Consider the following 25,794-nt stretch of genomic DNA (forward strand, 5'->3'; position numbering starts at 1 on the left):
CTGGCATGATAATCACTCCTTTCAGACCTTTTTTGATACCTCTTCTCTGGTACCAAGGATATTTTACCATGTCCGAACCTCTTTTTGTTTTCTATGTGGTCGCGTATTTATGGCGACCTGTACTTAGCCAAGTCTGTCCGGGATTCTCTGTCCATAAGCTGAAGTAACTACTAGGTTCAAAGGGGCAAAGGTACAGAGGCACATATTACAACGAGGCATGGAAGAATGATCTCCCGCAAAGACGCAGAGGCGCAAAGAATGACCGAAAATGATGTCCTCTGCGTCTCAGCGTCTCTGCGGGAGAAATACAATACTGCCGTTGTCATCTTTCCCATACGAGCAATTATATTTTTATTTTGCAGGTAAATGTGCTAATATTGGAAATGGGTGAAAACCGTCAAAAGGGATAAGGGATTACTATCACCAATACTATCTCTGCAAAGGAGGATTAACCTATGCCCTTTGGAATCGGAATGGCGGAATTATTGGTTATTCTGGTAATTGTTTTGATTATTTTCGGGGCTGGAAAATTGCCGGAAATCGGCAGCGGACTTGGGAAAGCGATCCGGAATTTCAAGGATGCGACGACATCTTCAGGGTCGCATGAATCCCGGAGTAAGATCGTGGAAAATACCAAAGATACCAGGAAGGAGATTGAGTAAAAATTCAAATACTCACCCTGCCTGTCCTTCCCCCTCAGGGAGAAGGATGGAAGAGGGTTATCCTTCACAAGACGAGTAAGCTATTTTAATCGAAAAACTCCCGTGGGGAGTTGTGCAGGGAGATAGTGGAAGATTTTGCCGTCAAAGGTTTATTTTATCGACATTCGCTCTTCGGCAAGCAGCGACCTTTTCGGCAAGCTGGCCTCAGTGCTTGATATCCCTGAGGTGAGCGAAAGATTGCGGTTTCAGGGTTTGCTGGCCATAAAGCTGCATTTTGGTGAACGGGGGGGATGGGGATATATTCATCCCAAATTCGTCAAAGCCCTGGTGGATGAAGTAAAAAGGCGGGGCGCAAGACCCTTCCTGACAGATTCAAACAGCGTCTATGCAGGAGGCCGGGCCGAAGCCATAAGCCATATTGAGACAGCAATATCGAATGGGTTCACCTACCCGGTCGTCAGCGCCCCGATTATAATTGCCGATGGGGTGAAGGGTGAAAGCGTCCGTAAGGTACTGGTTAACCTGAAGCACTACCGTGAGGTTGAGATTGCCTCGGCTGTTTGCGCAGCGGATAGTATTATTTGTCTGTCCCATTTTAAGGGACATGAGTTGACCGGATTCGGTGGAGCGCTGAAAAACATGGGCATGGGCCTGGCTTCAAAAGCCGGGAAACTATCCATGCACTCAACGGTTGCTCCTTATATTGCCAGGGACTGCCGGGGGTGCGGATTCTGTGTCACGCACTGCGTTGCTCATGCCATTTACCTGAACGAAGGCCGGGCCTGGGTCGATACTGAAAAATGTGTCGGGTGTGGTCAGTGCCTTGTCAATTGTCCGGGCAAAAATATCAGAATCCGCTGGAATGAGTCCATCCAAAACGTCCAGGAAAAGATCTGTGAATATGCCTATGGGGTAACTCAGTCCGTGGTCCTTCCCGTTCTCTACATTAACTTTATCATTAATGTGACGCCGGATTGTGACTGCTGCAATCATTCCGATCTGCCCATCGTTCCGAACCTGGGGATATTGGCCTCTCATGATCCGGTAGCTATTGACCAGGCATCAGTGGACATGGTAAATGCAAGTGAAGGGATCAGGCAGACGGCTTTAAAGAAAGGCTTTGGCAAAGGCGGAGATAAGTTTCGCGGGGTACATCCGAAAGTGGATTGGAGTATCCAACTCAGGTATGGAGAGGATATTGGCCTGGGGACGAGGAACTATGATCTCGTTTCCTTATAAGAAACTTTTCTCCTGATGGGATTTTTCCCCGGTCCTGGTGAAGACTGTTCACCAGGACCGGGAGAAACAAACTTTACGAGGAGTTTATCACCTAGTTCAGGGTAATTGCCTCTTCAGGACAATTGTCAACACACACTCCGCATTCCACACATTCATCTGCATCTTTAACACTCGACCTGTCATCCTTCATGACTAAAACCTCATTCGGACAGTCTTCAATGCAAACTCCGCAGCCTGAACATTTATCGGTATCGATTACTGGCGGCATTCTTTTCACCTCCTTTTTCAGTTATTGGACTCTTCGTCCCTTATAGGGAGGGATCCTCCCCTGGCCATGGCGGCCATGAAATTGAGAGGTACTTTTTCCGATACTGATACCCGGTGCTTAAGACACTCTGGGGCTTTCACGGAGGGCCTTGTTAATAACCCGCCGCAATTCTTCCAGGTGGATAGGTTTATTCAAATATTCAAAGGCCCCAAGATTCATTGCCTTCAGATAAGAATTAACTTCTCCGTAGGCAGTGACAATTACAACGCCGATGTTCTTGTTTTTCTTCCTTAATTTTTCAAGAACCTCGATGCCGTCCATCTCCGGCATGCGAAGGTCAGTTATAATTAAGTCAAAGTTGTTATTCTCAGCCTCTATCAGGGCTTTCTTTCCGTTTTCAGCAGTATGAACCGTGTAACCTTCTTTCGTTAAAATTTTACTCAGACCCTCTCTCGAGTTCTGTTCATCATCAACGACAAGTACTCTTTTAGAAATCATTTCCTTTCACCCCTTCTGTTTAAGGATAGAGATGAATGCAGCCTGCTTTGCGGGCATTAATACTGATTCGTCTTAATTCTTTGATAAAGGTGGCATTATATCTGTCATGCCTGTCAGACTTATTATTTTCCCTTATATCCTGAGTATAACATAATGGAAGGTAATGTCAAATAAATTCAGTTGTTATTTGACAAGGTATCATGAGATGGAGTAGGCTTGATCAGTTATCGGTGGCCAGTGATCAGTGATCGGGAGAATCCTGATACGGTCCTTATATTGCCAGGGGGAGTAAGGTGAAACAGATAACGTTACCAAGGGGAGAAAATTACTTGTTTAAGCAGAGGGGAGATATCGGCTATTTTGTTTGCCCGGCCCTCGAGGGTTTTGCGGTCCACGGGTTTAGCACCAGGATTCCCTCCTCCGGGCGGAGGAATGCAGCCGAGGAGATTTACCACCAGAAACAGCGATTTTATAGCACCCTGCAAATTAAAGCTCCTTCTCTGCTGCACATCCAGCAGGTGCATGGAGACCGGATCTTTGTGGCCCGGGATCCTGTGGGGCAGGAAGCTCCGGGAGAGTACGATGGAGCTGTTACCGACTCAACCGGCATTGCCCTGTCGATTGTTACCGCCGATTGCCTTCCGATTTTGATCTACGAGCACAGGAAAAAGATTATTGGGGCTGTGCATGCCGGATGGAAGGGGACTGCGCTTGGGATCCTTCGCAATGCTCTGACCGCAATCCGGCAAAGCCTCGGCGGCAGCCTGCAGGACTGCATCATTCTTTTGGGGCCATCATTGCGGCCATGCTGTTTTGAAATCCAGCACGATGTTCTTGAAATCCTGAAGGCAAGGCTGACCTGCTGGAGTGAGGTGATCAGGGAGGTCCAGGACAAAATCTATTTCGACCTGCAGCTGGCTAATGTGCTTCAGGCCAGGGAAATGGGGGTTTTGGAAGAAGGAATTTGGGCCTTGGACCTGTGCACCTTCTGCAGGCCGGAGTGGTTTCACTCTTACCGGAGGGATAAAGGGCAAACCGGAAGGATGATCTCAATGATCAGCCTGATTTAACCGATTTTTTGTTGCAATAGATTGAGGGGAAATGTATAATTTGTGATGATTAGGGTCTTATGTGCCCGAAATTTACTCTGGAGATGCATTTCCTGACTATCAACCCGCGGGAAAAAACGGGAAAAAGGCAGCGATATGGGTATCGGCTTTATAGGGGCCGGAAACATGGGAGAGGCCCTGATCAAGGGAATACTGAAGGCTCAACTGGCTTCTCCTCATGAGATCGTGATTACCGATGCCAGCCGGATGCGGCGGGCAGAGCTGGGGGACAGGTATAACGTTACCGTGACCGAAAGCAACAGTGAGGCGGCAGCCCGGTCCGAGGTGATTATCCTGGCGGTCAAGCCCCAGATTATTCATGGCGTTCTGCAGGAAATCCATGATAGTGCGGATCTGAGCGGTAAATTACTGATATCGATCGCTGCCGGTGTCAGGCTTTCTTCCCTGAGAGCCTGCCTGACTCAGGATGCGCGGATAATCAGAGTCATGCCCAATACGCCGGCCCTGGTGCTGGAAGGAATGACCGCCATCTGTTCCGACGGAGCGTCTCAGGAAGATTTGGCGGTAACCGAGCGGATTTTTTCGGCTGTCGGAAAGGTAGCCGTGGTGGGAGAGAACCTGATCGATGCCGTCACCGGATTGAGCGGCAGCGGCCCGGCATATGTCGCTGTCATGATTGAAGCGCTGTCCGATGGAGGTGTTTTGATGGGGCTGCCGAGAAAAACAGCGCAGGAACTTGCCCTTCAAACCGTGCTGGGGACAGCCCGGCTGTTGATGGATGCCCAATACCATCCAGCGGTTTTGAAGGATATGGTTTCATCCCCGGCAGGCACGACCATCCAGGGGATTCATGCGCTGGAAAAGGGTGGATTGCGGGCCTGCTTAATGGAGGCGGTCAGATCGGCCACGGTCCGATCGAAGGAGCTTGGCCAGGGCGAGCCCGCTTGTCCGGGCCGCTGATCATTGATTTATCAATCCGGAGACGGTTAGGACATGAGGGGGAGATGAGGAATGTTTATTTTAGGGAATCTCTTGTCGGCTATTGCGACTATTATCAATATGTTTATTTCCTTCTACATATTTATTATTGTAATTTCGGCCTTTATTTCCTGGTTTCATGTTGATCCATACAACCCATTGGTTCAGATGCTGTACCAGATGACCGAGCCCGTACTGCGATTTGTACGTCGGCACCTTCCGGTGACCTTCGGTGGGATTGATTTTTCCCCCCTGATTGTTATCGCCGTATGTGTCTTTGTCCAAAAATTTTTCGTTGCGAGCCTGACGGATATAGCGATGCGGCTTCGATAGTTAACCAGATAGGAACCTATGATCACTCCATTAGAGATACGGGAAAAGCGGTTTAAAACTGGATGGCCGGGATTTAGTAAAAAAGAGGTCATCGACTTTCTGGATTTGCTCTCCATAGAGTTTCAGGAGGTTCTCAAAGAGAACCGGGAAGTGCGCCAGCAGCTCGATGAGGAGCGGGGAAAAAAGGAAAAGCTGATCGAGCGTGAGGGAATGATCAAAGAGGTGCTGATGATCGCCCAGAGCAGCTCGGAAAAAGTCCGGGAGAACGCCATCCGCGAATCGGAATTGATGATCAAGGAAGCGGAGCTCAAGGCGGAGAAAATTCTGGGAGAGGCGAATCAGAAAAAAGATCAGATTCTGTGCCAGATTCAGGATTTGAAGAGTCTTTATCAGCAGTTCAGGGCCAAGGTGCAATCCACTTTGGAAATGTACGGGAAGTTGCTGGCCGAAGATGACGAGTTCAAAGAAAAAAAAGGGGAAGGAGAGCCCGACATCTCCCCCTTCTGACAGAGCTACTATCTCGGTTCGAATTCAGCCCAATGCGGCCAAGAGCGAGCTGGTTGAAATCAGGGACGAGGTACTCAAGATCAGGATCAGTGCTCCTCCTGTAGATGGCAAGGCAAACAAAGAATTTATGAGATTCCTGGCCAGGGTGCTCAAGGTATCGGCCTCGCAGATATCGATCGTTGGAGGGCAAACGGGCCGGTCCAAGGTCGTCAGGATTCTTGGAATAGATCAGGATACCTGCTGGCAGCGGTTAACTACAAGTCTTCGAGGAGATGAGCGGATTGGTTAAGAGTATTGAATGGAAAGGCGACTGTATCCGTATCCTGGATCAGCTTCGTTTGCCGGGAGAGGAGATATATCTCGATTGTGTCACCTACCGGGAGGTTATTTCGGCTATTGCGAAGATGAATATCCGGGGTGCTCCGGCCATTGGCCTGGCTACTGCCCTGGGAATTGCCCTGGGGGTCCAGGGCATCTGCTGCCAGGATCAGGAGGTTTTTTGCCGTGAAATGGATGCCCTGTGCGATGAGTTTTTTCGCACCCGGCCAACAGCGGTTAATCTGGTCTGGGCAATCAATCAGTTGAAGGAAGTTGCCCGAAACCATAGCGGGAGCGTAGCGGACCTGAAAGAGGCTATCAAACAGCGGGCCCTTGAGATTGCGGATTCTGACCTTACAATTAATCAGGAGATCGGCAGGCAGGGAGAGCCCCTGATACCGTATGGAGCGAGAATTCTGACTCACTGCAATGCCGGAGCGCTGGCTACCGGCGGATATGGCACCGCCCTGGGGGTTATCCGTGCCGCCCATGAGGCGGGGAAAAATATCTCCGTTTATGTGGATGAAACCCGGCCTTTTCTCCAGGGGGCCAGGTTAACGGCCTGGGAATTGGTGGAGGAAAAGATCCCGGCCACGCTTATCACCGATAACATGGCCGGTTATTTCATGCAGCAGGGCAAAATCGATCTGATCATTGTCGGAGCTGACCGGGTGGCGGCCAATGGAGATGTAGCCAATAAGATCGGGACCTACTCTCTTGGGGTTTTGGCCAGAGCCCATGATATTCCCCTGTACGTGGCCGCTCCGACATCCACGCTGGATATGACCCTTGCAACCGGCGAGGGAATTCCGATCGAGGAAAGAAACCATGAGGAGGTTACCCACCTGTCCGGCATCCGGATCGCTCCTGAAAATATTGCTGTAGCGAATCCGGCATTTGATGTTACCCCTAATAAATACATCAGTGCTCTTATTACTGAGAAGGGTGTTGTTTATCCGCCATACCCGGAGGGCTTGAAAAAGGTGGTTCAGGCGAATCAAAATTGCCATAAACCGGGAATTCGCTGGAAGGAGATGGCCGAATGAACCAGCCGAATCGAGCAGCCGTCATTCTGGCCGCAGGCCAGAGCACCAGAATGAAATCTCAACTCAGCAAGGTGCTGCATCCTCTGTGCGGACGTCCGATTATCCGCTACATAACTGAGCTGGTTGCAGCGGTCGATGCCAGGCCGGCAATAATAGTGCTTGGACATCAGGCGGAGAAAATACAGCAGGAGCTCCATGATGTACCCGTTGAATTCGCCTATCAGAAAGAGCAACTGGGAACAGCCCATGCAGTGTCTCAAACCAGGGAGATGCTGGCTGATTTTTCCGGTATCGTCTTGGTCTTAAACGGCGATACCCCGCTTTTAACTCCCCGTGAGGTGACCGACCTGATTCAGTTTCATCAGCGGACGCAGGCCGAATGCACCCTTCTGAGCAGTGACGTACCGAATCCCTTCGGCTATGGCCGCATTCTGCGCGATGAAGGGGGAGGAGTTCTGGGAATCGTGGAAGAGAAAGACGCTTCAGAACAGCAAAAGAAAATTACCGAAATCAACTCCGGAATCTACTGCTTCAATTCTCGGTCCCTCTACAGCGCATTAAGCAAGATCAATAATCACAATGCCAAAAAAGAATATTACCTGACTGATTCGGTGGCCATTCTGCGTCAGGAGGGAAAGCTGGTCCAGGCCCTCAAGGCAGCGGATTACCGGACTGTGCTGGGGATTAATACCAGGATGGAGCTTGCCGAGGCCAGCCGCATCATCCGTCAAAGAATAGCCGCTGACCTCATGGCTGAGGGAGTAACCTTTATTGACCCGGATAACACCTATATCGATTACGGTGTCCACGTCGGTCAGGACACGGTTATCTGGCCATACTGCGTGATCGAAGGCCACTCCAGCATCGGTAAAGGCTGCCATATCGGTCCCTTTTCCTGGATTGCCCATGCTGTTCTGGAAGATGGAGTGCAGATCGAGGGAGGGTGCCGCATTCAGGGTGGCATGGTTACTGCCGGATCGAGAGTACCGTCATCTCTCCCTGTCAGCCACGGGGTAGTTAAAAATTGTATTCATCAGGCGAAAGAAGATTCGCGGTAAGAAAAAGAAAAACAAAGAGAAGTGAACCACCATGTTAGCAAGATTCTTTCAAAAATCAGACGACGTACATAAGCAGGCGGAAAGTAAGCAACCGGAAAAGGTCACTAAAAAGATATGGTCTGTGGCCGGAGGCAAAGGGGGAACGGGAAAAAGCATTATCGCCTCGAGCATCGCTGTCCAATTGGCCCGCAGGGGCAAAAAAGTGGTCATCATCGATGCTGACCTTGGCAGCGGCAATCTGCATTCATATCTCGGAGTTACCCCGGCTTCCATCACTCTGGCCGATTTTCTCAGGAATCGAACATCCCACCTGACCGATGCCCTGGTTAACACCCAGTATGAAAATCTCCACCTGATCAGTGATGCCAATGAAGTGCTCGGGCTGGCCAATATCAGCAGCCAGTTAAAGGAAAACCTGATTCAACAGATCAAAGACCTTGACTTTGAATATATTATCCTGGATGTGGGTGCCGGTACCGCGTATAATAATATTGATTTTTTCCTCATTTCTGACAATGGGCTTCTGGTTGCCGTACCTGAGCCGACCTCAATCGAAAACATGTACCGGTTTATCAGAAGTTGCTTGAATCGTAAATTAATGTGCAGGTTTCAGGATTCTCCCTACCAGCCCCTCATAGAAAAGGCTGCCTATCCACGAGAAGCTGGAGGATTTCGAACTATTTATGAATTGGTGGAAAAGCTCTATCAACTTGACCCACCGGCAGCGGAAATAATGGTAGATGAGATTTTAAAATTCAGGCCGCGGTTGATTATGAACCAGGTCCGGTCTCAAATCGATATTCAGGCGGGCGATTCGATTCGTGATGTAACACGCAAATACCTGGGAGTGAATTTGAATTATATCGGATATGTCACCTATGATGATCATGTCAAATTATCAGCCAGAAAACGGATCCCTTTGTTTCAGGAATACCCTAACAGCGGAGCGGCGGTATGCATCCGAAATATTGTGAACAGATTTCTTGGATAGCGGCCCGGGCAGAAAATTTCCTCGAAGAGGTAGATAATTAATGAAAAAAGTTGAAGAAATGAATTATTACGAACTACTCAATGTCGAATCAACAGCCAGTAAAGAAGAAATCCAGAAAGCCTATAACCTGGCCTGCCAGACCTATCAGATTGATTCCCTGGCCACCTATTCGGTTGTCTCGGAAGGGGAAAGAAGCCAGATTCAGCAAAGGATCGAAAAGGCCTACCGAATTTTAATGGATGATCGCGAACGGGCAAAATATGACTACCGGATCGGTATCTCCGGCCAGCGCAAGGCGCAGGACTACCGGCAGACGGGCAACAAAGTCCAGGGTCCTCTATCCGAGGGAGGAAAAGAACAACCTTCAGCTTCCTCTGGGTGCGGCGCGAATTCATCCGCAAGCGATACCACTGAAGAACCAAAACACCAGGAGCCCCCTCCGGATATCTCCGACCCCCAATACCTGAAAAAACACAGAGAACGAAAGGGCATCTCCCTCCAGGAGATTTCAGAAGCTACCATGATCAGTATCCATGCACTGGAAGACCTGGAAAGGGGCGAATACAGCAGATTTCCCGGACGAGTCTACATCGTCGGCTTTTTACGTGCCTATGCTGAATACATCGGCATCGATGTGCAGCAGGCCAAAGCTCACTTTGAAGTTCTGTATGCCAATAAGCCGAAGAAGTAGACTTGGTTGCCTCCCATCCGAAAGATTCGGGGAAATCGCACCAGGAATGGTGATGTACCCGCTAACCCTGCCCTGAGCGGGAGGATGGTCCTTCTGCCGACACAGATGCAAGCAAATAGAGGGTGGGGCTTTTGCCCCACCAAATACTGCTTACAATATATGACGAAAGAATTTAAAGAATACTTAAAAAAGGAATTAATAGAAAGCCTAAGTCCTGAACTGGAAGTTCAGAAAATCATAGTATTTGGTTCATTCGTTAAATCTGAAAACCCAAACGATATCGATGTTGCCATTTTCCAAAGCAGCAATGCATCGTATCTAGAGTTGGCTATGAAATACCGAAAGTTAACCAGAAAGATCGCGAAAATGATCCCACTGGATATTATTCCAATCAAGCCGGATGCTCAGAATAATTCATTTCTTTCAGAAATTGAGGCCGGAGAACTCATATATGAAAGATGAAGCAAAGTTATGGTTGGATTATGCCAGAGAAAATCTGAAATCTGCAAAGGTATTATTAACAAGCGATTTATATAATCCTTGCTTACAGAATGTTCAACAAGCCGTCGAAAAAATGCTCAAAGCTTTACTTATTGAAAATTCATGCAAGGTAAAGAAAACTCATAGTATTACTGAATTGAGGAATATATTAGAAATAAATGGAATTTATGTCAATTTAACCGATGAAGAATGTGATTTTTTAGATTCGATCTATCTCCCCTCGAAATATCCAGTCAGCAATGTGCTCCCTTATTATGAATCCAATAATGAGCTTTGTAAGAAGGGAATTTCAATTGCAGAATCTCTCCTCAATCGATTGGGAACTATTCCATAGGAAACCTTAAAGTAGTAGGGTGGGGCTTTTGCCCTACCAAATACCGCACGCGATCTCATCGCCGATCCTAACTGGCTGCGAATTTATCGCCCGGTGTGCTTCAGAGCCTTTCATATCTGAGCTTCGCGCAAGAACCTGCACGCTTCTTCAGGAGGAGTAGGATTGATATAGAATCCTGTCCCCCACTCAAATCCTGCTACATGAGTAAGCTTGGGAATGATCTCAATATGCCAGTGATAGAAGCTGGCCTCTTTCTCGTAAAAGGGGGCTGAATGAATGAGGAAATTGTAGGGTGGATTGTTCAGAGTGCGGGTGATCCGCTGCAGGACGCCCTTCAGCATTTGCCCCAGGGCGCGGAGATGATCCGGAGAGATGGCTTCAAAATAAACAGCATGCGCTTTCGGAATGACCCAGGTTTCAAAGGGAAAGCGGGAGGCAAAAGGAGAAAGGGCTATGAAGTGCTGATTCTGATCGATCAGCCTGACCTCCATGTCCAGTTCCTGATGAATGATGTCGCAAATAACGCACCGGTCCCGGTAGAGGTAATAGGTGTTGGTGCCACGGATCTCCTCGACCACTCTTTTGGGAATGACCGGCAGGGCAATGAGCTGAGAGTGCGGATGATCGAGCGAAGCCCCGGCCGCGTGGCCCTGGTTTTTGAAAATAAGTACATACTGAAACCGCGGGTCCCGCTTCAGGTCAATGACCCGGTCCTGGTAAGCCTGAAGAACCTGAACGAAGTTATCCAGCGGTAAATTGGGCAGGGGTAAATCATGGTGAGGAGTTTCAATGATAACTTCGTGGGCGCCTACTCCATTCATCTTGTCATAAAGCCCCACCGCCCGCTTGTCCAGCCCGCCTTCGATTCTCAAGGCAGGGAATTTATTCGGCACTACCCTCACTGACCATCCGGGCGTATTGGGCCGGGTTCCCGGCTGCCGATAGGCAAGAATTTCAGGAGGCGTCTTCTCCTCATTGCCATTACAAAATGGGCAAAAGCCCGTCCTTTTTTCTTCCGGTGGCGGAATAAATTCCGATGGCCGCCTGGCCCGCTCAGTGGCAATAATGACCCACCGTCCGATAATCGGATCTTTCCGTAATTCAGGCACTTGGCTGCTCCTTTGTAAAATATTACATAAATTGTCTAAAAATTGTACAATCAGTTCAATGAAATGTCAATAGTGCTGAAAGAGGAGCAGGCAGGAGGGAGTTGCGAGTGGTCAGTGAGCAGTGGTCAGTGAAGGAGTCAGGAACCAGAAGAATGGTCAGTGGTCAGTGGTCAGAAGCCGGTGAGCAGGGGGGCAGGAAGCAGTATACGGCGATCAGGAGGAGAATGGCACGTTTTTTGAGAGCGATAAGCTTTCAGCATGATCACTTGCTCTTTCTACCATAACTCTTCATCAAGGAAGGATTCGTAAACCGTGTCATTCATCGCCGCTCGAAAACAGAACCCAACACGATTGCTGTCAATGCTCATTATCGGCACAACCATCCTCGTGGGTACACAGATGATAATCATTCCGGAATCTTTGGCTCAATGGCCTCCGCTTGCCGCTAATGCCTTATACTCCGGGCTGTATCAGCCTTCATTTTCGCTCAATTATTTTCCATTCGGCAGCTACAACAATAGCTATCCTTTCAACAACTCTCCGGGCTCATATCCCTTCAGCAGCTACAATAGCTCCTTTCCTCTCGGCAGCTCCAATCCGTGGTTGCTGAACATGTATCTCAATTCATATCTGAGCACATATCTGAACCCGTATCGGCCCTCCCTCCTGGGATACTCCCTTACTCCTTCTCTCTGGTCCTGGATATCCGGCCTTTCCCTTCCCCAGCAATGGCCGCCTCCGCCCTTGTCCAGCAGATTTTTTTTCCCCCCTTCTGCCTTGATCGGAAGCCCGGTAACTACTCTGGCTTCCGTACAGAATGAAGAGTATGCCGTTTACTCGGCATTGATCAGTTCACTGGATACTCTGAGCCGGGCGGGGGTAATCCTCGGTGAGGTCCGTATCAGGAACCATACCAGTGCATATTCTTCGGGTAACGATGCCGCCACTCTCAATTATTTAGCCCGGAATCTGGATAAAATAGCCCAGGAGACTATCCTCGACTACCAGATCAAAAACAGGCAGGAGTATCCGCTCGGTGATGATTTCACTCTCCCCTTCAGCTATAAGCTGGTCGGTGATGAGGAACCCTATCAGGTAATTGAGCTTTCACGGGTGGGATTTAATCGCCGGGGGGACCAGGCACTTGTTTATGTGGGGCAATTATATGGGCCTGCGGTTGGCTCCGGGTATTACTGCTTCCTCACAAAAGTAAATGGAGTCTGGGTATACCAAGACGGGACTGTGGCCTGGATTTCATGACGAGAATAATGACCATATATTTTCTTCCGTTCTCTGCCCTCATATTCCGGCTACAAAGAGCCAAAGTCCTGCCAGACCGCAGATCGCTCCCAGGAGAAAGGCGGACAGGCGATCAATCCTGCTCATCAGATCGATCCCCTTGCCCCGGTATACAATTCCGAGAAAATAGACGGCCAGAAACAGTCCAACCAGAAAAGCAGCCAGGGAAATCAGTATCCCTGGCAAGGGGAAGACGAGAGCGGTCATGGAAACTGCTAACAGGGATAATATATTCTGGAGCTTTGCCAGGCGGTTGATCTGCCCGGAGGAGTAATGCTGATGATGATGGCTTCGCTCTTCCTCCGGGGTATGATAATGCAGATGCTCATGCCGGTGGGCGTGGGGATGCTGATGATCCAAAGGTGTTGATCCGGGTTTATCAATACTGCGGGGAACATGGAAATGGTCGGCATGCTCCCCCCCTTCCCTTCCGGCAGATTTAACCGGCTTGGAATGAAGGTGGCCATGCTCGTGCTCATGGGGATGTTCATGCTGATGGAGCTGCTTTGGCGGCACCCAGAAGAATTCATAAAAGCTCTGCAGCCCCAAAGCCCAAAAAGCGGACCCGAGGGCAGGCCGGGATGACAAACAGGACAGGCCGGAAAGTTTAATTCTCAATAGCCAGAGCGGGACAACGAAGGTCAAGGCGTGTCCAAGGTGTATCAAGCCTACCTTCAATGAAACCCAGGAAGGCCGCTGATAAATATCCTGTGCTTTCCTGGAGTTCAGGATATCGATGATATGATCTCCCCTGAGCCCATGAAAGAGTCCGAGGAAAAATATCGCCTGAATGACCCAAAATGAACCAGTCATAAGGTAGCTCATAAAATAGTTATAGTTGAAAGTTATCGGTGTTCAGTTTGTTCACTGACCACTCGCCACTGGCCACTGACCACTGTCTTTACTGCCCACTGCTGCCGCACTCCTGCGGAGTGAGGTAGCACTGAGGATCTTCCATCCAGGGATCGCCGTAAACCCGAAGGGCGCGCACCCGGAAGGAGCCTCCACAGGCATCAATCCACTGGCACTGACTGCACTTTCCCTTGAGCAGGGGCTTTCGGTTCTTCAATCCGGCCATGACAGGATCTCGAGTATCCATCCAGATTTCCGAGAAGGGGCGCTCCCGGACATTGCCCAGCGTATGGTCCAGCCAGAATTGATCCGGGTGTACATTCCCGCAAAAGTCGATTTCACCGATGCCGACACCGGTTGAATAAAGCCCTCCGCCATTCCATTTCAGCAGGCTCATGACTTCTTGCGCCCGCTGCGGGTTCTTCTGTTTCAATTTCAGGTACAGATAGATCCCATCCACATGGTTGTCTACAGTCAGGATCTCTTTGGCCAGTCCGCGCCTGGCAAAGTCCTCGCTCCGCTGCAGGATAATGTCCATAGCCCTGCGGGATTCTTCAGCGGTCAGGTCATCGTGCTTGATATCGACTCCCCGGCCGGAATAGACCAGATGATAAAAACAGGCCCGGTCGATGTTTTCAGCCTCAATGAAGTCAAAAATCCTGTGCAGATCCTGGGCATTTCTCCGGGTCAGGGTCAAGCGCAGCCCTACCCGCTGATCAACTTCGACGCAATTTCTGAATCCCCGCATAGCCCGCTCGAAGGCACCCGCTACACCGCGGAACTGATCATTCACCTCGCCAATCCCATCCAGGCTGATGCCCACATAGGTAAAGCCCGTGTCTTTCAGTTTCCGGGCAACTTCTTCCGTGATCAGGGTGCCATTGGTTGACAGCGTCGGCTTCACTCCCTGCTCCAGAGCATAAGCGGCCAGTTCGAAAAGGTCCTTTCGAATCAACGGTTCACCACCGGAAAAAAGAATGGCCGGTACCTTGAATTTGCCAAGATCGGCCAGCATTGTTTTGGCTTCATCCGTGGTCAATTCTCCCTGATAGGAGATATTTTCAGAATCGGTATAACAGTGAACGCATTTCAAGTTGCAGGTTCTGGTCGAATTCCAGACCACAATGGGCCGCCTTGAGGAAGCGCTCGGAGGAACCCGGCTGGTCAGACCCTCCCAGCACTGCGGGAGCCTGTGGTGGCTTTTGTGTATCTTTTGGCCATAACGAATGTCATCACTGGGAGTTTCCTCTCCGCAGTATAGTCTGGTAATATTGATCATGACGGTTTTCCTTTCAGTTTCAATGATCAGAGAACCTGACAAGCCAGGGGATTGGCGGCGAATTGCCAGCCAGGGGGTGAAAAATCCGGCCTCTGTGGTTCTCTTCCGCTTTGCCTGTCAGCACGCACGGTATATTTGTCTGTACGGTGAATTATGCAGAGTGCATCCTCATCATAGCTTTTTTTTCCCCATTTTTCAATGCCGACTATCAGCATTCAGAATCCCCTTCAATTTGCCACGATATGTGCCCTTGATAACCGGCCATCCCGTACGTTAGCGATTTTACCTCCATTATACCGAGAACTAAGATACATCAAGTATATGTTTTTCATATACTATATCGAGATAAGGGAAAAGAGATACTCTTTTCACTTAATGAGGAGGAGAAAATCATGAAAAGAGAGGGAGAGAAAAATGTCTTTGTATTGCCCAATTCTCAGATAAAATTCACCTTCACTGAGGCATATTCCCAGGAGGCGCTGGCTGATCTGACTCGTGATGTAGTAAGAGACCCTGAACTGGCCAGAAGATTCAGGGATGATCTCCAGGATGTCCTCGCCAGGGTTGGTATTCAGGTGACGAGTAAAAATTCCCGGAGAATTACGGATGAAGACATCCTGGTTGCCCTTGGACATCGGAGCGCTGAAAAGCAGACGGCTGCCGGCCCGTCCCGGATATTAGGACAGGGGCCTGAATATATCGTCGCTGTAGCTGTAGTAGCCGCAGTATTTCAGGGTTCCTCCAATCTGCCCGCACCCGAGGATGAGCAGGAGGTGGCCATAACCTGAGAGGGGGAACGGACAGATTTAATCGATAAGGGAAAAAGGTTAAAGGTGCTTCTCCTCAACTGCTGGAAGACGCCAGCGCGTGACCACCAGTTGAGGAGGAGCATTGTACAAAGAGAAAAGAATACGTTCTGAACGCAAGTACAGCCAAAAGGAGGGTGGGAAGCCGGAATGCCCCAGCAGCCCTGTGTTGTGGTCAGTTGCCCGGTCATGTCTTTCGTAGATAATACCCTGGTCGCATCCATGCAGGATTCCTACCGTGATAGTCCGGCACTCGGTGTGTATCTGCTGGCAGCTCACCTTCACCGGAAGGGGTATCCGTGTGATGTGCTGGATTGGGTAGCTTCTCCGCAGCTTTCCCTTGAGGATGTTGTCTGCAGGCTGCTCAACTATGAAGTGGTACTCCTGAGTGCCAATTCACTCAACTGGGCGATAGCCAGGATTCTGGCCCGGAAGGTCAAAGAGCGCAATCCCGGAATCAAAACCTGCGTCGGCGGACCGCACCCCACCTGCTATCCTCGATCGATCATAGCCAGTGGATGCTTTGACGGTCTTTTCAGAGGAGAAGCGGATCGCTCCATTCACCTGGTTTGTGAAGTATTGCGATCGGGCAGGGAGCAGGAAATTCCCGGTTTTTTCCTGACTCGAAACGCAGCGGATAAAGCCAGTGCGGTCCAGGTCATCCAGGAACCGGACCTGACCCGGTTCGACTGGCGGCCAGCCTATGATCTCATCCCCGACTCCCAATACGGGACCATACCGGTCCTGACCTCCCGGGGGTGCCGGTTCAACTGCACCTTCTGCTCAACTATCGGACACAGGAACTGGCGATCCTATCCGGCCCAAATCGCAGTCGAACAGCTCCTCTATGCACTCCCGCATTGCCAGAGGACCCGCAGCAAAAAGATAAACATTGTTGATAATATCTTTACTGCCGATCATCAGCGAATTCTGGATCTCTGCAAGATGCTGCCGGAAGATGCCTTCCGCCGCAGGCTGACGTACGATGCCACCATTGACGATCTCAGGGACCAGGAGCTGCTCGAAGCTCTGGAGCCCTTTACCAGTGACCTGCTTGCCGGTGCGGAAGTCATCAGCCATGACGAGGCCCGGAAAATCCATAAAGCCGTCTCTCCTGAGCTGATCCAGCAGGCGGCCCAAAACCTGCACAAATATAATTTAGGCCAGAGGACCGTTTTCAGCTTCATCATCGGTTTCCCCTGGCATACAAAAGAAAACTGTATCAATACGCTCGAATTCGTCACCAATCTTATTCTGGACTATGGAGTAAGGATTTACCTTCAGTGGTACTGGCCGATACCCGGCTCTGCTCTGTGGGATGAGCTTGAGCGGGAGCGAAAAATCGGGATCGAAGTAGTGGATGAACCCGGATTCTTCCGCCGGAGCGAGTGGTTTTATGCGGTCAGAAACATGAGCTCTGAAGATGTCCAGATGGTTGATGAAAGAATACGGCCCGTACAGATGCTCCTCTCAATCCGTCATGGCTCACCGGTGCGGCGTCCGCTGGAATATTCACCACCCATGATCTGAAGGGTCGCAGACAGCAACAGACTGCACGAGAGGAGCAAAGGGAGAGACTTACGTGTTCTTCCGCAAACCCCAGAGGATATCCTGCCCCGCCTGGATCACCACGATGCCATCGGGCTCAGGATCATGGAAGACCATTACCCAATCAGCATCCTTGAGAAAAAACCGTAACCTTGAAGACAGGATTTCTAGGCGCTCAACCGGCTGATGGTCCCGGTCAGCCTCGTGTGCCCACAGCTCAGCCATAATCTGTCTGCCTTTTATCATCGGCGGCGAAAGGATCGTGAACATTTTCTCCGGCTGAGTATGGGTTAATACCCATGAAGCTCTCGTGAGCCTTTTCAGGTGAGCAGGAAGATAACAGCAACTCAGCCAGATGAGACCTATGCCCAACAGCGAAATTATGCTGTATTTGCCGATAACTTCCGGCAGCCTTCCCGATGCAGGCAGCAAGAGAAGTATGATGGTTATAAGCCACCCCAGGGCCACAGATACCTTGGCCAGTATGGCTTCTTTGCGGAAAACAGCTTTCTCCTTGTCGGCCTGTATTCCCATGCTGGTTCTCGGCGTATGTCCGGAAAAACCGGTTACAGCGTTAATGACATGGCAATTTCATCGCAATCGGGAAATTTCACACATTTTATGCAGTCAGACCAGACTTTTTGAGGAAGTTTCGATTTATCAACCTGGTGAAAACCTACCTTTTCAAAAAACTCTTTTTTGTAAGTCAGAAGAAAGACCTGTTTGATGCCTAATTCCCTGCCTTCATCCAGGCAGCGCAAGGCCAGGGCTTTGCCGATGCCCTGATGCTGGAAGTCTTGATGCACAGCCATGGAGCGAATCTCGGCCAGGTCTTCCCAAATCACATGAAGGGAGGCAACACCCACAATTTGATTCTCAACCTGATAGACGAAAAATTCCCGGATCCGTTCATAAACATCATGCAGGGACAAGGGAATGAGTAAACCATCGGCTGCGTAGAGGTTTACCAGTTGTTGAATCGCTTTTCCTTCACTTACCTTGGGTCGGATAATCATCAGTCGTTCTCTCCCCTGATGCAGTATTCAATTCCGGTCTGCAACACATTCAGATTCAAAGATACAAGTCCCTGTTCCTGAGAATTCATGAGTAACCGGATACTTTGTTCAACTCTCTCCCTGGGCACAATTCTTGTCCTGAAGCACAACGCCCCCAGCATCACCATATTGGCCAGCCTCGTATACCCTGACGCTGCTTTGGCAATTTCCAGGGCAGGTAAAAAAAGCGCGTCCACATCCCGGCGGATCGATTGGGGGCCGACAGGAGTGATGCCAGCCAATAGGAATCCTCCGCTGACTACCGTATGAGCATATTTTTCCAGTGCCTGGCTGTTCATGGCGATTAAAATATCCGGCTTTTTCACCAGCGGAGAGCCAATATCCTCATCGGCGATAATAACCATGCAATCGGCTATCCCGCCGCGCATTTCCGCACCATAGGAGGGAATCCAGGTCACCTGCCTGCCGTCCAGCATGCCTGCTGTGGCCAATATCTTGCCCAGAAGAAGCACTCCCTGGCCACCGGAGCCTGAAATCAAAATCCTTTTCTCTTTCATCTGCAATTTCGATCTCTCTCTTTCGGTCTATCCCTTATAGACTCCGAGCGGAAACGTCCTGGTCATGGTATCCTCGATCCATTGATTCGCTTCGAGCGGAGTCATCTTCCAGTTGGTCGGGCAGGCGGAGAGAACCTCCACCAGGCTGAAACCCCGGTTTTCCATCTGCACCTGAAACGCCTTGCGGATAGCGTATCTGGCCTTTTTGATATGAACGGGATTATTGACTGCAACCCGTTCGATATAGGCAGGCCCATCCAGTGTGGCCAGAAGCTCGCAGACCCGCAGCGGGAAACCGTCCGTTCGCGGATCACGGCCCTGGGGCGTGGTTTTGGTTACCTGACCGGCTAAGGTTGTTGGTGCCATCTGGCCTCCGGTCATCCCGTAGGTAGCATTATTGACAAAAATAAACGTAACGTTTTCTCCCCGGTTGGCAGCATGGACAGTTTCAGCCATGCCGATCGAGGCCAGATCCCCGTCTCCCTGATAGCTGAAAATGATATTTTCCGGTCTTGCCCGCTTCATGCCGGTAACTGCTGCCGGAGGACGGCCATGTGCGACCTCGATCATATCGACGTTGAAATAGTCGGAGGCGAATACCGCACAGCCTACCGGAGCAACGCCAATGGTTTTTTCCCCGATAGCCAAAAAATCGATCGCTTCGGCAACCAGGCGATGGATGATTCCATGATGACATCCGGGGCAATACCGGAATGGTACATCTTTCAGCGATTTTGGCCGTGCAAAAACCTGATTCATGATTTTTTCCTGCCCTAACTGCCTCATGGAACCACGGGGTGAAGCTACCCGACCAGAGGTCTCTATTTTTTCAGTTTTAATAGATTATTCGTCAAATATCAAAGGATACTTTTCCGGTTCTTCCAGAGAATCTAATTCGATATCGATATCCAGTTCCTTCCAATGCATATGATTAGGTGAAAAAAATGTAACATGGAAAATTTTCTCCACTGGCAGGTTTTTGAACATGGGAAATTCTTTGAATGAAATAAAATATTCTGATCCTCGAATGAGTATCCATATTCCATTTTTATTGATATCAGTTACTTCACATTCTAAAGTGCCTGCTCCACAGTTCGATAAGCTCATATTGAGCCTCGCTTCTTTCATAGTAATACGTGAAATCCTGCCTGTCTGAAATGCTTGTCCGTAGCCAGTGCTTCTTTTAATCCATGAGCTTCCATAACAACAAATGATATACAATCAGTCAAACTCCACTCTTTATCAGAGCGGGCGCAATAAAGTGACAAACCCGCATCAAAAAGTGTCGTGGAAGCAGGAATAACTGTGACATCTTGACTATCCCGCAGTGTTGAAACTGTATCTTCGGCTTGTTTCCGAAAATGTAAGGCAGAAAGTCCATCAGCAACTTCAACTAATATATACTCCGTTGTTAGAAGGAGAATATGATTCCGGATCACTTCATCACGTCGGGAAATGGCTGTCTCATGCCACTTATCACCTTTATGCAATAAGGCGATCAGATAACTTGTATCGAGAAAATAAGTTTTATTCACCATTATCTTTCAAACCACGAGTATAACGGTCAAAGTTTTCTGATAAGTCTGCTGGTCCCATATCAGTAGATAATCGAGTGATAGCTTCCAATGGATGCATCTCTTTTCCACCAGATACATCTCCTTTTTCATCTGAAATCACTATTACCCACTCTGTATTAGGTTTAATATCTAAAAATTCTCTGGGCAGAAATACCTTTCCATCAAACGTTGCACGGAGCTTCTTTACCACTCTCGTTCCTCCAAACTTATTTTAATCCACGTTATGGCCTTGAGGTTCTTTAAATTTTTGAGTGAAACTTCAGCCTTCAACGTAAGTTATTTTAATATAAAAACCACACAAATTCAATTCACTTCCGAAAGAGCCTCCATCACCCGCAGGCAATGATGAAAAATCTCCTCATCGGAAAAGGTTCCCCCTCCCGGACGTCCATAGAAGAAAGTCTGGCAGCAGCCATTGACGGCCAGCCTTACATCCTCGATCATCTGACCGGTATTCATTTCAATGGTCAACACCCTGCCGATTTGCGCAGCCCTTGCTGCCAGGGCTGCCGAAGGGAAAGGATACAGGGTAACGGGCCGGAAGAGCCCAAGGGCGATACCCTGCTTTCTGGCCATACTCACTGCGGCTTTGCAGATTCTGGCCGACAGGCCGTAGGCGACCAGAAGGAGCCTGGCATCCTCAACCCGATATTCCTCATACCGGACCTCATGAGTTTGGATTTTCCGGTATTTTTTTTCCAGAAGCCAGTTGCGCTCTTCCAGCTCACCCTCTCCCAGGTAGAGTGATTTGATCACCCGCGGGGGACGGTTTCCGGCACCGGTTAAGGCCCAGGCTTTTTCCGGCAGATTCATTCGAGACCTGCGGCCAGCATCGAGAACCACAGGTTCCATCATCTGCCCCAAAACACCGTCAGCCAGGATCATCACCGGAATCCGATACAAATCCGCCAGGTCAAAAGCCACAAAGGTCAAATCGTGCATCTCCTGAACCGAGGCCGGGCCAAGGACAATAGTCCGGTAATCCCCATGCCCTCCTCCTCGGGTGGCCTGGAAATAGTCTCCCTGCGACCCTGAGATATTGCCGAGGCCAGGCCCTCCCCGGCAGATGTTCACAATGACCGCAGGCAGCTCCGCACCGGCCAGGTAGGAGATTCCCTCCTGCATCAGGCTGATGCCGGGGCTGGAAGAGGAGGTCATACTCCGGACACCTACAGCCGCAGCGCCAAAAACCATGCTGATGGCTGCCAGCTCACTCTCTGCCTGAACAAAGCATCCGCCCACCTCCGGCATCCTTCTGGCCATGTGGGCCGGAATTTCATTCTGCGGTGTAATCGGATAGCCGAAATAGTGACGGCAGCCAGCCAGAATAGCCCCCTCGGCAATGGCTTCGTTTCCGGCCATGAGGATTTTATTGGAACTTCCCGGTGTTGCCCTTATCCCTTCCATGTATTCACCTTTGTATTCACCGTTCCGGGCATTTTCACTGTACCCTCCTTCCCGGTCATTTGCTCTTGCCCTGAGATTTGGGGTTCCCACCTCCAAAGCTGACTTTCAGTATTTTGATCTGCTTTTCGCTCAGGGGCCCGGCCTGGTGCGTGTATCTTTCGATGTCAGGCTTCCCGGTATTGAGGGGTATCCATTCGCCCTTGCGTTTATCGAGAAATTGGAATTGGAGGATATCGTCAGCTATCGGTATTACCCCTGACCAGAATTGAATCCTGCCATTTTCGAAGGTAGATACCGGTATCTTTTCCCCTTTTTTGAGCAGTTGTATAGCCGCATTTCCATGACATTCCTGGCAGTCCCTTCCCTTCTTCATGATGTTATGGGTGAAATAAGGAGTATAGCTTACATAAGTCTTTTTGTCATGGACAAGAACCATGGCCGTGGCCGCAGTCACTTTTCCCTGATGATTTATCAGCATGAGCGGGTTTGAAGTGGGAATGAAGTTTCCGTTCTGGCTCCTGGTTTTCATGAATTCCGAAAAGTGGCAGTTATAGCAGGTCAGGACCGCTTTTACGTGGCAGGCATTACAATGAAGCTCTGTGCTTTTCTTGTGCCTCTTGTGTGCTCTGATTTCCGGGTCGAATCTGGGGCCTTTGGTCTTTTCCCCCACATGGCAGCTCTCACAGGATGTAGTGATAACTCCGGTATCCTGAAAGGATTGCCTGGCCACTCCATCACCATGAATATCCGGATCCTTATGACAGGTAATGCACGACATCCTGGCAGCGGTATGGACATCTTTGTTTTCATCGTTCTGACTGAGCTCGATGACCAGTTTCTCTTTGAGGTGGCATCCGAAACAGGTGGCGTTTTTTCGCGCCTCATTGGTGGAGAATCCCACTTTGCCTGTCTTATCCTTTGTCCCATGACACTGATCACAACTGCTGGCATGGCATTGGGTGCAACCCGCCTGCGTATAGGGAACTTTGGTCAAGGTCATAAAACCGTTTTTCCCCTCATACCAGTAGCGCATCCCCGCACCCGAAAAATGCAGGCTCTTCTGATAGTATGATGTCAGACCTGACTCAGCCTGGGCCTGGCCTGGGCAGGTCATGGACAGCAAGAGCAAGAAAGCACAGATATAGAACAATAAGCAGCCGGGCACGGTAGAGATTTTGCCTTTGATTTGATGCCTGAACTGATGATTGGTTCGATTTTTAACTTGATACTTGACCTGATTTTCAATCTGATACTTGACCTGTTTCCTGACCTCGTCCTTATCCTGTCTCATTGGGCCACCCCTTTCACTCGTGTAAGACTGCATTAAAAAGTGCGAAGACCATATGATAATTGCCAGCGATATCCAAATACTCGATTAATCCAGATGCATGAATCTTCCTTTGCAAGCTTCAGACGTTTTCCATCTTTGATGTTCTCCATCTTTGATGGGAACCTCCACTCTCTTCCATACGAGGCTCCCATACGGGGAGAACATCCCCTCCCCCTATCTCCCTTGAGGGGGAAGGTTGGATGGGGGTGATGGTTATTTTCACCCTCCTCGCTGAGAAAAAGAATATGGGGAACATCTGTGCAAGCTTATTTGGATTCCCTAAAAGTCCTCAGATCATCTATGATGTCTTTTGAATCACGGCGTGGAATATCAAGGGCATCTGCTTTTTTCAACACGCCAGATAGTTCATTCCATGCTGATAAGCTTTCCTTTTCCCTGTCTTCCTCTATAGTAACTTTGACCTTCTTCCCACTTAAGGATTGTGGAACCTTTACCGTAAGAGTCCCGTCCTCTTTTACAATGGCCTCAAATACCTTGTGTTGTATTCTATTATCTTCCCTTGGATTCATAATCTTACTCTTCTAACCAATTTCCTGGCAACTGATAATGATTACGCAGCCAGTTGAGATAAGGCGATAAATTTGAGTTTCCCCTATCCTTCAAAAGCAAATTCAGCTTCTGGCCCATCTCCTCTAAAAATTGCATGGTTCGCCGGTCATAATATCACTCACCGCAATTCCGGCAGATCAGAACTTTCACCGGGACATAAACGATATCATTATCAATTGGGAATTCTTCTTTTACCTCTGTCATTGAAATTTCATCTCCATGACAGATAACGCACCTCATGGTTTCCTTCTCCTTCAATACTCTCCTGTGACCTCTCCTTTACCGACAGCTTCATTTACCTCGTATTCAAATATTCGACCAAGTTGTTTATTTTCCATTTCAATTATCGCATGTCTTGTATATAGTATAGCATTAGACTCAAAACATTTCCTTACCTTCTGGATCCAGTTCAGAGGCAACCGCTCGTAAATCCTATAAAAATTCAGTAGCCTACTGATCCATTTTATTTGGCGCATAGCTCGTGATTCAATAGATGTCGATGTGGACATTTCATTTGAGCTTCTCAGCCCATTTTATTTTGCCCATTGCTCGACTCTTTTAAGGAGTTCTTCTGTAGTTAGTAACCTTCCATTCTCGGCATCTTTCAATCCCTCTAAGACTTGAGCGACAAAGTCTATTTCATACATGATATCCTCTAACGAACACTCGTCAGGTAATCGTTTTATAGTTTCAATGGTTACCTCTTTCAGTGATGCCATTCCAATACATCCCTTCTTAATGTTTAGGCTATCCGAATATTTCTTCAAGGGTCTTTGCCTGAGTATAGCAGCTTTTCAGCGATGGAACTGTAGTTGCATAGCATCCATCTTCATTCCTGCTCGATGAGAACGGTGAACATGTGGCATACGGATTTTAACAAGGATTTAAATAACTCGCAGTTATGCCCAACAAGCGGTGACATCATATTCAAATAACGTTTTTTTAGAATTGCGCTTTCTAATAGGTTTTATACAAACATTTTTAAATTTTAGAGCTTCTAACATGTCCCTGTAAATTTGTTCTACTGGAAGTTGTATGCCGTAAAAGCTTGAATTGCCCACTATATAATGAACCTTACTACCAGGAGACAGAACCATGATAACACTTTGAAGGTGATTCCAAATATCCTCAAAATATCTTGCTATATAATTGGCCATTAAATATCCATTCTTATTTCCAGAATCAGATATCTTATCAAGTAGGTGCACATAATATAATGGATAGTAACCTTTTGAACTCTTTTTCCATTTTGAAAGGCGGCTGGTAGCAATCCCCCACGTTCCGCCGATTGCTTCCCAATCCAACTCTCCAGCCTCTTTTCCTTCTTTCAGATATCCAAGCCAGTACATATATGGACGTAATTCGCGAATATAGGATATCCTATTTGGATAAGGGGGTGATGTAATGAGGAGATTATATTTTCCGGAAACATATTGTGCTACATTTCGAGAATCTCCATAAACCACTTCAGTCTTAGATGGTGGATTGTAATTTGCTGATTCCAGAATAATATCCAATTCTCGTAAAAACATCTCATCAAAGCCTTGCACGTTTGAGAATAAAGGCATCTGCCTTCTCTTGGTATCTTTGAAAGATATTGATTGGTGGTTAAAAGAAGCATTAGATATTTGAATTAACAATCGACAGAAAGCAATAAGAAGAAGGTTTTTCCCCTCGGATGCATGAGGATATTGATTTTCTATGGCCGATTTTAGATGACATAAATATTCAAGCTCCCTGGGTCCCCACCATCTATCAATAGCATGGATAGGAGGAGGAGTGCTTGCCGGGATAGCATGTGATGACATCAATTGAATAATTACCTTAGTACAGGTCGCCATAAATACGCGACCACATAGAAAACAAAAAGAGGTTCGGACATGGTAAAATATCCTTGGTACCAGAGAAGAGGTATCAAAAAAGGTCTGAAAGGAGTGATTATCATGCCAG

Annotated in this window: 35 protein-coding genes; 16 read left to right on the forward strand and 19 right to left on the reverse strand. The window is 48.7% G+C overall.

What is annotated here, in order from left to right; genetic code table 11:
* The first annotated feature begins 455 nt into the window (after positions 1-455).
* Both tatA and AB1611_15700 read left to right on the forward strand, forming a co-directional pair.
* The gene (gene tatA / locus AB1611_15695; GenBank protein MEW6381033.1) at positions 456-662 is read left to right on the forward strand and encodes a twin-arginine translocase TatA/TatE family subunit; all 207 of its coding nucleotides are present in this window, start codon (positions 456-458) and stop codon (positions 660-662) included.
* Between the two features lie 135 nt (positions 663-797).
* Positions 798-1,901, forward strand: coding sequence for a DUF362 domain-containing protein (locus AB1611_15700; GenBank protein ID MEW6381034.1), 1,104 nt, complete (start codon positions 798-800; stop codon positions 1,899-1,901).
* A 91-nt stretch (positions 1,902-1,992) separates the two neighbouring features.
* Here AB1611_15700 and AB1611_15705 read toward each other — a convergent pair whose 3' ends face one another.
* Together AB1611_15705 and AB1611_15710 are read right to left on the reverse strand one after the other, a co-directional pair.
* Positions 1,993-2,169, reverse strand: coding sequence for a 4Fe-4S binding protein (locus AB1611_15705; GenBank protein ID MEW6381035.1), 177 nt, complete (start codon positions 2,167-2,169; stop codon positions 1,993-1,995).
* Positions 2,170-2,286: 117 nt separating this feature from the next.
* Entirely contained in the window at positions 2,287-2,667 is a 381-nt protein-coding gene (locus AB1611_15710; protein ID MEW6381036.1) for a response regulator, read from the reverse strand.
* A gap of 329 nt (positions 2,668-2,996) precedes the next feature.
* Between AB1611_15710 and pgeF the strand changes: the two genes are divergently transcribed.
* The 11 genes from pgeF to AB1611_15765 all read left to right on the forward strand — a co-directional run bounded on the left by pgeF (position 2,997) and on the right by AB1611_15765 (position 10,494).
* The gene (gene pgeF / locus AB1611_15715; GenBank protein MEW6381037.1) at positions 2,997-3,737 is read left to right on the forward strand and encodes a peptidoglycan editing factor PgeF; all 741 of its coding nucleotides are present in this window, start codon (positions 2,997-2,999) and stop codon (positions 3,735-3,737) included.
* 135 nt (positions 3,738-3,872) lie between these two features.
* Complete coding sequence (gene proC / locus AB1611_15720) at positions 3,873-4,697, forward strand: pyrroline-5-carboxylate reductase (GenBank protein ID MEW6381038.1); 825 nt, start codon at positions 3,873-3,875, stop codon at positions 4,695-4,697.
* A gap of 51 nt (positions 4,698-4,748) precedes the next feature.
* Entirely contained in the window at positions 4,749-5,048 is a 300-nt protein-coding gene (locus AB1611_15725; protein ID MEW6381039.1) for a YggT family protein, read from the forward strand.
* Between the two features lie 18 nt (positions 5,049-5,066).
* Positions 5,067-5,555: a DivIVA domain-containing protein gene (locus tag AB1611_15730; protein ID MEW6381040.1), complete on the forward strand. Its 489-nt coding sequence runs from the start codon at positions 5,067-5,069 to the stop codon at positions 5,553-5,555.
* Entirely contained in the window at positions 5,500-5,844 is a 345-nt protein-coding gene (locus AB1611_15735; GenBank protein MEW6381041.1) for a DUF167 domain-containing protein, read from the forward strand. Before AB1611_15730 ends, AB1611_15735 begins: the two co-directional genes overlap by 56 nt.
* Positions 5,828-6,919, forward strand: coding sequence for an S-methyl-5-thioribose-1-phosphate isomerase (gene mtnA / locus AB1611_15740; GenBank protein MEW6381042.1), 1,092 nt, complete (start codon positions 5,828-5,830; stop codon positions 6,917-6,919). The genes AB1611_15735 and mtnA overlap by 17 nt, the downstream gene beginning before the upstream one ends.
* Entirely contained in the window at positions 6,916-7,977 is a 1,062-nt protein-coding gene (locus AB1611_15745; protein MEW6381043.1) for a sugar phosphate nucleotidyltransferase, read from the forward strand. Before mtnA ends, AB1611_15745 begins: the two co-directional genes overlap by 4 nt.
* A gap of 31 nt (positions 7,978-8,008) precedes the next feature.
* The gene (locus AB1611_15750; GenBank protein MEW6381044.1) at positions 8,009-8,968 is read left to right on the forward strand and encodes an AAA family ATPase; all 960 of its coding nucleotides are present in this window, start codon (positions 8,009-8,011) and stop codon (positions 8,966-8,968) included.
* 40 nt (positions 8,969-9,008) lie between these two features.
* A complete protein-coding gene (locus tag AB1611_15755) occupies positions 9,009-9,659 on the forward strand; it encodes a helix-turn-helix domain-containing protein (GenBank protein ID MEW6381045.1) in 651 nt (216 codons plus the stop codon).
* 159 nt (positions 9,660-9,818) lie between these two features.
* On the forward strand, positions 9,819-10,121 hold the full coding sequence (locus tag AB1611_15760) for a nucleotidyltransferase domain-containing protein (GenBank protein MEW6381046.1): 303 nt from the start codon (positions 9,819-9,821) through the stop codon (positions 10,119-10,121).
* A complete protein-coding gene (locus AB1611_15765; GenBank protein MEW6381047.1) occupies positions 10,111-10,494 on the forward strand; it encodes a HEPN domain-containing protein in 384 nt (127 codons plus the stop codon). Before AB1611_15760 ends, AB1611_15765 begins: the two co-directional genes overlap by 11 nt.
* A 110-nt stretch (positions 10,495-10,604) precedes the next feature.
* Here AB1611_15765 and galT read toward each other — a convergent pair whose 3' ends face one another.
* Complete coding sequence (gene galT, locus AB1611_15770) at positions 10,605-11,603, reverse strand: galactose-1-phosphate uridylyltransferase (protein MEW6381048.1); 999 nt, start codon at positions 11,601-11,603, stop codon at positions 10,605-10,607.
* A 312-nt stretch (positions 11,604-11,915) separates the two neighbouring features.
* On the opposite strand from galT, the gene AB1611_15775 reads away from it, so the two are divergent.
* Positions 11,916-12,863 (forward strand): hypothetical protein, encoded by a 948-nt coding sequence (locus tag AB1611_15775; GenBank protein MEW6381049.1) that lies wholly within the window; start codon positions 11,916-11,918, stop codon positions 12,861-12,863.
* A 39-nt stretch (positions 12,864-12,902) separates the two neighbouring features.
* Here AB1611_15775 and AB1611_15780 read toward each other — a convergent pair whose 3' ends face one another.
* The 3 genes from AB1611_15780 to AB1611_15790 form a co-directional block, all read right to left on the reverse strand.
* On the reverse strand, positions 12,903-13,727 hold the full coding sequence (locus tag AB1611_15780; protein ID MEW6381050.1) for a hypothetical protein: 825 nt from the start codon (positions 13,725-13,727) through the stop codon (positions 12,903-12,905).
* Positions 13,728-13,803: 76 nt separating this feature from the next.
* Entirely contained in the window at positions 13,804-15,033 is a 1,230-nt protein-coding gene (locus AB1611_15785) for a radical SAM protein (GenBank protein MEW6381051.1), read from the reverse strand.
* A gap of 26 nt (positions 15,034-15,059) precedes the next feature.
* Positions 15,060-15,248, reverse strand: a complete 189-nt coding sequence (locus AB1611_15790; GenBank protein MEW6381052.1) for a hypothetical protein — start codon at positions 15,246-15,248, stop codon at positions 15,060-15,062.
* Positions 15,249-15,425: 177 nt separating this feature from the next.
* Here AB1611_15790 and AB1611_15795 point away from each other — a divergent pair, with 177 nt between their 5' ends.
* On the forward strand, positions 15,426-15,821 hold the full coding sequence (locus AB1611_15795) for a hypothetical protein (protein MEW6381053.1): 396 nt from the start codon (positions 15,426-15,428) through the stop codon (positions 15,819-15,821).
* A 168-nt stretch (positions 15,822-15,989) separates the two neighbouring features.
* A complete protein-coding gene (locus AB1611_15800) occupies positions 15,990-17,369 on the forward strand; it encodes a radical SAM protein (GenBank protein ID MEW6381054.1) in 1,380 nt (459 codons plus the stop codon).
* A gap of 48 nt (positions 17,370-17,417) precedes the next feature.
* Here the strand turns inward: AB1611_15800 and AB1611_15805 are convergent, their stop codons facing one another.
* The 13 genes from AB1611_15805 to AB1611_15865 form a co-directional block, all read right to left on the reverse strand.
* A complete protein-coding gene (locus AB1611_15805) occupies positions 17,418-17,921 on the reverse strand; it encodes a hypothetical protein (protein ID MEW6381055.1) in 504 nt (167 codons plus the stop codon).
* A gap of 32 nt (positions 17,922-17,953) precedes the next feature.
* A complete protein-coding gene (locus AB1611_15810) occupies positions 17,954-18,403 on the reverse strand; it encodes an N-acetyltransferase (GenBank protein ID MEW6381056.1) in 450 nt (149 codons plus the stop codon).
* Complete coding sequence (locus tag AB1611_15815; GenBank protein ID MEW6381057.1) at positions 18,403-18,960, reverse strand: 2-oxoacid:acceptor oxidoreductase family protein; 558 nt, start codon at positions 18,958-18,960, stop codon at positions 18,403-18,405. The genes AB1611_15810 and AB1611_15815 overlap by 1 nt, the downstream gene beginning before the upstream one ends.
* Positions 18,961-18,987: 27 nt before the next feature.
* Positions 18,988-19,719 carry a thiamine pyrophosphate-dependent enzyme gene (locus AB1611_15820; protein ID MEW6381058.1) on the reverse strand — a complete coding sequence of 244 codons (732 nt, stop codon included), beginning with the start codon at positions 19,717-19,719 and terminating at the stop codon, positions 18,988-18,990.
* An 84-nt stretch (positions 19,720-19,803) separates the two neighbouring features.
* The gene (locus tag AB1611_15825; GenBank protein ID MEW6381059.1) at positions 19,804-20,088 is read right to left on the reverse strand and encodes a DUF2442 domain-containing protein; all 285 of its coding nucleotides are present in this window, start codon (positions 20,086-20,088) and stop codon (positions 19,804-19,806) included.
* Positions 20,085-20,498 (reverse strand): PIN domain-containing protein, encoded by a 414-nt coding sequence (locus tag AB1611_15830; GenBank protein ID MEW6381060.1) that lies wholly within the window; start codon positions 20,496-20,498, stop codon positions 20,085-20,087. The genes AB1611_15825 and AB1611_15830 overlap by 4 nt, the downstream gene beginning before the upstream one ends.
* A complete protein-coding gene (locus AB1611_15835; protein ID MEW6381061.1) occupies positions 20,488-20,727 on the reverse strand; it encodes a hypothetical protein in 240 nt (79 codons plus the stop codon). Before AB1611_15835 ends, AB1611_15830 begins: the two co-directional genes overlap by 11 nt.
* Before the next feature lie 113 nt (positions 20,728-20,840).
* A complete protein-coding gene (locus AB1611_15840; GenBank protein MEW6381062.1) occupies positions 20,841-21,944 on the reverse strand; it encodes a 3-methyl-2-oxobutanoate dehydrogenase subunit VorB in 1,104 nt (367 codons plus the stop codon).
* A 55-nt stretch (positions 21,945-21,999) separates the two neighbouring features.
* Positions 22,000-23,235 (reverse strand): hypothetical protein, encoded by a 1,236-nt coding sequence (locus AB1611_15845; protein MEW6381063.1) that lies wholly within the window; start codon positions 23,233-23,235, stop codon positions 22,000-22,002.
* Between the two features lie 305 nt (positions 23,236-23,540).
* Positions 23,541-23,804, reverse strand: coding sequence for a hypothetical protein (locus AB1611_15850; GenBank protein ID MEW6381064.1), 264 nt, complete (start codon positions 23,802-23,804; stop codon positions 23,541-23,543).
* Between the two features lie 154 nt (positions 23,805-23,958).
* Entirely contained in the window at positions 23,959-24,084 is a 126-nt protein-coding gene (locus AB1611_15855; protein ID MEW6381065.1) for a YgiT-type zinc finger protein, read from the reverse strand.
* 293 nt (positions 24,085-24,377) lie between these two features.
* Positions 24,378-24,563, reverse strand: coding sequence for a hypothetical protein (locus tag AB1611_15860; GenBank protein ID MEW6381066.1), 186 nt, complete (start codon positions 24,561-24,563; stop codon positions 24,378-24,380).
* Positions 24,564-24,743: 180 nt separating this feature from the next.
* A partial coding sequence (locus tag AB1611_15865; GenBank protein MEW6381067.1) for a hypothetical protein occupies positions 24,744-25,794 on the reverse strand: 1,051 nt, incomplete at its 5' end.

This window comes from bacterium, from assembly GCA_040755755.1.
Lineage (GTDB): Bacteria > SZUA-182 > SZUA-182 > DTGQ01 > DTGQ01 > DTGQ01.

Coding starts and splice junctions, on each gene's coding strand:
- AB1611_15750 (MEW6381044.1), top strand. CDS start 8,009: ATGTTAGCAAGATTCTTTCAAAAATCAGACGACGTACATAAGCAGGCG.
- AB1611_15800 (MEW6381054.1), top strand. CDS start 15,990: ATGCCCCAGCAGCCCTGTGTTGTGGTCAGTTGCCCGGTCATGTCTTTC.
- AB1611_15840 (MEW6381062.1), bottom strand. CDS start 21,944: ATGGAAGGGATAAGGGCAACACCGGGAAGTTCCAATAAAATCCTCATG.
- AB1611_15710 (MEW6381036.1), bottom strand. CDS start 2,667: ATGATTTCTAAAAGAGTACTTGTCGTTGATGATGAACAGAACTCGAGA.
- AB1611_15765 (MEW6381047.1), top strand. CDS start 10,111: ATGAAAGATGAAGCAAAGTTATGGTTGGATTATGCCAGAGAAAATCTG.
- AB1611_15825 (MEW6381059.1), bottom strand. CDS start 20,088: ATGAAAGAAGCGAGGCTCAATATGAGCTTATCGAACTGTGGAGCAGGC.
- AB1611_15760 (MEW6381046.1), top strand. CDS start 9,819: ATGACGAAAGAATTTAAAGAATACTTAAAAAAGGAATTAATAGAAAGC.
- AB1611_15755 (MEW6381045.1), top strand. CDS start 9,009: ATGAAAAAAGTTGAAGAAATGAATTATTACGAACTACTCAATGTCGAA.
- mtnA (MEW6381042.1), top strand. CDS start 5,828: ATGAGCGGATTGGTTAAGAGTATTGAATGGAAAGGCGACTGTATCCGT.
- AB1611_15790 (MEW6381052.1), bottom strand. CDS start 15,248: ATGCTGATAGTCGGCATTGAAAAATGGGGAAAAAAAAGCTATGATGAG.
- AB1611_15725 (MEW6381039.1), top strand. CDS start 4,749: ATGTTTATTTTAGGGAATCTCTTGTCGGCTATTGCGACTATTATCAAT.
- AB1611_15810 (MEW6381056.1), bottom strand. CDS start 18,403: ATGATTATCCGACCCAAGGTAAGTGAAGGAAAAGCGATTCAACAACTG.
- proC (MEW6381038.1), top strand. CDS start 3,873: ATGGGTATCGGCTTTATAGGGGCCGGAAACATGGGAGAGGCCCTGATC.
- AB1611_15820 (MEW6381058.1), bottom strand. CDS start 19,719: ATGAATCAGGTTTTTGCACGGCCAAAATCGCTGAAAGATGTACCATTC.
- AB1611_15795 (MEW6381053.1), top strand. CDS start 15,426: ATGAAAAGAGAGGGAGAGAAAAATGTCTTTGTATTGCCCAATTCTCAG.
- AB1611_15780 (MEW6381050.1), bottom strand. CDS start 13,727: ATGAGCTACCTTATGACTGGTTCATTTTGGGTCATTCAGGCGATATTT.
- AB1611_15855 (MEW6381065.1), bottom strand. CDS start 24,084: ATGAGGTGCGTTATCTGTCATGGAGATGAAATTTCAATGACAGAGGTA.
- AB1611_15730 (MEW6381040.1), top strand. CDS start 5,067: ATGATCACTCCATTAGAGATACGGGAAAAGCGGTTTAAAACTGGATGG.
- AB1611_15785 (MEW6381051.1), bottom strand. CDS start 15,033: ATGATCAATATTACCAGACTATACTGCGGAGAGGAAACTCCCAGTGAT.
- AB1611_15735 (MEW6381041.1), top strand. CDS start 5,500: ATGACGAGTTCAAAGAAAAAAAAGGGGAAGGAGAGCCCGACATCTCCC.
- AB1611_15745 (MEW6381043.1), top strand. CDS start 6,916: ATGAACCAGCCGAATCGAGCAGCCGTCATTCTGGCCGCAGGCCAGAGC.
- AB1611_15860 (MEW6381066.1), bottom strand. CDS start 24,563: ATGGCATCACTGAAAGAGGTAACCATTGAAACTATAAAACGATTACCT.
- AB1611_15705 (MEW6381035.1), bottom strand. CDS start 2,169: ATGCCGCCAGTAATCGATACCGATAAATGTTCAGGCTGCGGAGTTTGC.
- AB1611_15830 (MEW6381060.1), bottom strand. CDS start 20,498: ATGGTGAATAAAACTTATTTTCTCGATACAAGTTATCTGATCGCCTTA.
- tatA (MEW6381033.1), top strand. CDS start 456: ATGCCCTTTGGAATCGGAATGGCGGAATTATTGGTTATTCTGGTAATT.
- AB1611_15815 (MEW6381057.1), bottom strand. CDS start 18,960: ATGAAAGAGAAAAGGATTTTGATTTCAGGCTCCGGTGGCCAGGGAGTG.
- AB1611_15845 (MEW6381063.1), bottom strand. CDS start 23,235: ATGAGACAGGATAAGGACGAGGTCAGGAAACAGGTCAAGTATCAGATT.
- AB1611_15850 (MEW6381064.1), bottom strand. CDS start 23,804: ATGAATCCAAGGGAAGATAATAGAATACAACACAAGGTATTTGAGGCC.
- AB1611_15805 (MEW6381055.1), bottom strand. CDS start 17,921: ATGGGAATACAGGCCGACAAGGAGAAAGCTGTTTTCCGCAAAGAAGCC.